The following is a 4,512-nucleotide window of genomic DNA, read 5'->3' on the forward strand; positions in this document are numbered from 1 at the left end:
AAAAACGGCAAAGGATTTGCGGGATGCATGCGCCTTTATCCGCCCGCCCCCTTGCGCAACCTCCAAGACTGCTTATTTTATGACAGCAAAGCCAACATCCACCCCGCCCACAAGCCTCGGGCATCGTGAGCGGCTGCGGCAAAGACTGGAACTGGAACCCACAGCAGTGGCGGATTATGAAGTGCTGGAGCTGCTCCTGGGCTATGGCTTGACCCGCAAGGACACAAAGCCCCTCGCCAAGGAACTGATACAGAAGTTTGGCAGCATTCGCGGGGCGCTGGACGCAAGGCCCGAAGAACTCTTGCAGGTGCCCGGTTTCGGGCCGGGATTGCTGGCCTTATGGCGGGTTTTGGGCGAAACACGGGCGCGCTACGCCGCAGCAGATCTGCGGCAAAAGGAAGTTCTGGCAACCCCGGAGGCTGTGGCCCGCATGGCGCAGGCCCGGCTTGGCACAAGCCCCCACGAGGAATGCTGGCTGGCGCTGGTAGACAGGCGCAACCGCCTTATGGCCTGGGAGCGTCTGCGCAGGGGCGGCATTGCAGAAGTTTCAATCTACCCAAGGGACGTTCTTGAAGCGGCCCTGTTCCGAAAGGCAAGCGGCATAATCTTGGTGCACAACCACCCCGGGGGCAATCCGGGGCCTTCGCAGGAAGACCGCCTGCTGACAGAAGAACTGCAAAGACTGGCCCCCCGCATGGGGCTGCGCTTTCTGGATCACGTCATCGTTACAGATGGAGACTGCTACAGCATAACGCAATCGCAACGCATTTGAATCGAAAGCAGTCGGGGAGAATATATATGGCTGACATCAATGAAAAAGACATTTTGCTGCATCAGGAAGAACCCATTGAGGCAGAACCTGCCATCGACAGTGATGCGGACAAGGCGGAAATGAACGCGCCCGAAACGCTGGATCACGAGGGCAGCCTCAATACGGCGGCGCAGAGCATTCCCGACACGCTGCCCGTGTTGCCCGTTCGAGACGTGGTTATCTTCAACTATATGATCTTGCCGCTCTTTATCGGGCGCGACAAATCAGTGCAGGCCGTGGACGCAGCCCTGAAGAACGGGCGGCATCTACTTGTGTGCGCGCAGAAAGAAGAAGCCACCGAAGATCCCAAGCCGGAAGACCTCCACGAAGTCGGCACGGTGGTGCAGGTCATGCGCATGCTCAAGATGCCCGATTCTCGGGTGAAAATTCTTGTGCAGGGCGTCAGCCGCGCACGGGTTACGGGCTACCGTCAGGTGGAGCCCTTCCTTGAAGCGCGCATAGAAACCCTGCCCGAGCAAATCCCCGTGGTGGACGCCACTGTGGAGGCCCTGTTGCGCTCCGTGCGCGAGCAGAGCGAAAAGGTGCTGACCCTGCGCGGCCTCTCCTCGCCCGACGTACTTGCAGTTTTGCAGGGCGTGGACGATCCGGGCCGTCTGGCAGACCTTATCGCCGCCAATATGCGCATGAAAACCGCCGATGCACAGCGTATTCTCGAGGCGGAGAATCCCATTGACCGCCTCATGCTGGTCAACACCCAGTTGCAGCGCGAGGTGGAAGTCGCCACCGTGCAGGCGCGTATCCAGAGTTCGGCCCGCGAGGGCATGGACAAGGCGCAGAAGGATTATTTTTTGCGCGAGCAGCTCAAGGCTATCCGCACCGAACTTGGCGACAAGGACGAAGACGGCGAAGAAGACCTTGAAAACCTCAAGCAGGCACTTGAAAAAGCAGGCCTGCCCAAGGACGTGCGCAAGGAAGCCGACAAGCAGTTGCGCCGCCTTTCGGGCATGCACGCCGATTCTTCCGAGGCCAACGTGGTGCGCACCTACCTTGACTGGCTGGTGGAACTGCCGTGGAAAAAACTCTCGCGCGACAGGCTGGACATTGTCCACGCCAAGGAAATTCTTGACGAAGACCACTGCGGGCTCGACAAAATCAAGGATCGCATCCTTGAATTTTTGAGCGTGCGCAAACTCAATCCGCAGTCCAAGGGGCCTATCCTCTGCTTTGCGGGCCCTCCCGGCGTGGGCAAAACCTCGCTTGGGCGCTCCATTGCGCGGGCGCTGGGCCGCAAATTCCAGCGGCTTTCGCTGGGCGGCATGCATGATGAGGCGGAAATTCGCGGGCATCGGCGCACCTACATAGGCGCCATGCCGGGGCGCATCATTCAGGCCCTCAAGCAGGCCGGTACGCGCAACCCCGTCATTGTGCTGGACGAAGTGGACAAGCTGGGCGCGGATTTCAGGGGAGATCCCTCATCCGCCCTGCTGGAAGTGCTTGATCCGGAACAGAACTACACCTTCAGCGACCACTACCTGAACGTGCCCTTTGATCTTTCAAAGGTTATGTTCCTCTGCACGGCCAACCACCTGGAAACCATCCCGGCGGCCCTGCGCGACCGTATGGAAGTCATTTCCCTGCCAGGGTACACCTTGCAGGAAAAGGCCCAGATCGCCCGCAAGCATCTGCTGCCCAAGAAGGTGGAAGACAACGGCCTTGCCCCCAAGGATGTGGAACTGACGGAAGAAGCCCTGGAAAAGATCATCCGCGAATACACGCGCGAGGCCGGGCTGCGCAACCTTGAACGCGAGCTTTCCTCCATTTGCCGCAAACTGGCCCGCCGCAAGGCCGAGGGCAAAAAACCGCCCTTTATGGTTGATGTGGCCGATGTGGAAAAGCTGCTGGGCGCGCCCCGCTTTATTGAAGACGAAAAGGAAAAGAAGCTCATGCCCGGCATGGCTCTGGGCCTTGCCTGGACGCCTGCTGGCGGTGAAGTGTTGACGGTTGAAGCCACTGTCATGAAAGGCAAGGGCGGCCTCACCCTCACCGGGCAGCTTGGCGATGTGATGAAGGAAAGCGCCCAGGCGGCCTTGAGCTACATCCGCAGCCGTGCGGAAGAGCTTGGCGTTGACCCCGGCTTTGTGTCGCAATACGACCTGCACGTGCACGTACCAGCGGGCGCAACGCCCAAGGACGGCCCCTCGGCAGGCGTTACGCTGACCACGGCCCTCATCTCCGCCCTGAGCGGGCGGCGTGTGCGCGCAGACCTGTGCATGACCGGCGAGATCACCCTGCAAGGCCGGGTGCTGCCTGTGGGCGGCATCAAGGAGAAAATCCTGGCGGGCGTGGCGCGCGGCCTCAAGCACGTGGTCATTCCGCACCAGAACGTCAAAGATCTCGAGGATGTGCCCAAGGAACTGCTCAAGCGCATCACCGTGCACCCAGTACACCATTATGACGAGCTGCTGCCCATCGTGTTTGAAACCAAGGGCGGTCGCGGCAGTTCCACAACGGGCAAGGGCGGCAAAAGCAAGGTGGAAGAATCCACAGGCGTTGCTGCCAAGAGTGCGGAAGCAGGTAAAACCGCTGGAGCAAGAAAGCCCAAGCGCCCCGCAGAAGCCGGAGCCTGACATTCGTGCGCCTCAAGCAATATATAGATGACGCGACAGAGCAACTGACAAAGGCGGGGGTGGACAGCCCCCGCCTTTGCGCAGAAGTGCTGGCGCGCGAAACGCTCAAGGGCGATCCATCCGGTTCCGCCCGTCTGTTTTGCATTCTGGAGGCTGGGCGCGAGCTGACTGCCAGTGAAGAGAATGATTTTCTGGCCCTGGTGGCCTGCCGGGCCACAGGGCAACCTCTGGCCCAGATCATCGGGCGCAAGGAATTTTATGGCCGCGACTTTGCGGTTACGCCGCACACCCTCATTCCCAGACCAGAAACGGAACTCATTGTGGACAATGCCCTGGAGCTGCTGCCGGAAGAGCGCCTCAGCTTTGCTGACCTGGGCACCGGCACAGGCTGCATCGGCATAACTCTGGCGGCAGAGCGCCCCGGCTGGAACGGTATTCTGCTGGATATCTGCCCCAATGCCATTGCGGTTGCCGCCCAAAACGCGGAGCGGCACAGTGTGAACAGCAGGCTAACGGCGCTGCGGGCAGACATGCGTACCCCGCCGCTCAAGCCGGAATCACTGCGTCTGCTTGTGAGCAATCCGCCATATATCGCTGATGCAGAGCGGCATATGGTTATGGATGAGGTGCTGCACAACGAACCGCACAGCGCCCTGTTCTCTGAAAACAACGGCCTGCTCCACCTGAAAGCTGCTGTGGATGCCGCTGCGATTGCATTGCAAAATGGCGGTTGGGTTTTGTTGGAACACGGCGCAAATCAGGCGGATGCCGTGCGCAATCTACTGACTGATACAGGAATTTTCAAAAAAATTGAAAATAAACGGGATATTGCCCGATTAAACCGTTGCACATTGGCGAGGAAAGGGCTATAAGGCCAAATCGTTTCCGCGCAAAGGCGCGAAAAACGGTAAAAAGCAGCACGGCTCACTATAATTTGAAAAAATTTGAGCCAAAGCGAAATTTTTGCTTGCCAAGCAGAATGAAAATCGCTAATAAGCTGTGTTGCCGCTGGCGTAGCTCAACTGGCAGAGCAGCTGATTTGTAATCAGCAGGTTGCGGGTTCGAGTCCCATCGCCAGCTCCACAAGAAGCTGAACGAAGATCGGACTTTCCG

General features: G+C 59.0%; 3 protein-coding genes and 1 tRNA gene. All 4 read left to right on the forward strand.

Annotated elements, in window-relative coordinates; genetic code table 11:
- The first annotated feature begins 79 nt into the window (after nucleotides 1-79).
- The 4 genes from VEZ52_RS10445 to VEZ52_RS10460 all read left to right on the forward strand — a co-directional run bounded on the left by VEZ52_RS10445 (nucleotide 80) and on the right by VEZ52_RS10460 (nucleotide 4,482).
- Entirely contained in the window at nucleotides 80-772 is a 693-nt protein-coding gene (locus tag VEZ52_RS10445; RefSeq protein ID WP_324836756.1) for a JAB domain-containing protein, read from the forward strand.
- A gap of 26 nt (nucleotides 773-798) precedes the next feature.
- Nucleotides 799-3,399 (forward strand): endopeptidase La, encoded by a 2,601-nt coding sequence (gene lon, locus VEZ52_RS10450; protein ID WP_414649515.1) that lies wholly within the window; start codon nucleotides 799-801, stop codon nucleotides 3,397-3,399.
- Nucleotides 3,400-3,404: 5 nt separating this feature from the next.
- The gene (gene prmC / locus VEZ52_RS10455; RefSeq protein WP_324836755.1) at nucleotides 3,405-4,271 is read left to right on the forward strand and encodes a peptide chain release factor N(5)-glutamine methyltransferase; all 867 of its coding nucleotides are present in this window, start codon (nucleotides 3,405-3,407) and stop codon (nucleotides 4,269-4,271) included.
- A 135-nt stretch (nucleotides 4,272-4,406) separates the two neighbouring features.
- Nucleotides 4,407-4,482 (forward strand) — tRNA-Thr (locus VEZ52_RS10460).
- The last annotated feature ends 30 nt before the right edge of the window (nucleotides 4,483-4,512 follow it).

This window comes from Desulfovibrio sp. (assembly GCF_035644575.1).
GTDB lineage: Bacteria > Desulfobacterota > Desulfovibrionia > Desulfovibrionales > Desulfovibrionaceae > Desulfovibrio.

Bases quoted from the DNA above. Each gene is read 5' to 3' on its own strand.
- VEZ52_RS10445 (WP_324836756.1), top strand. From the start codon at position 80: ATGACAGCAAAGCCAACATCCACCCCGCCCACAAGCCTCGGGCATCGT.
- lon (WP_414649515.1), top strand. From the start codon at position 799: ATGGCTGACATCAATGAAAAAGACATTTTGCTGCATCAGGAAGAACCC.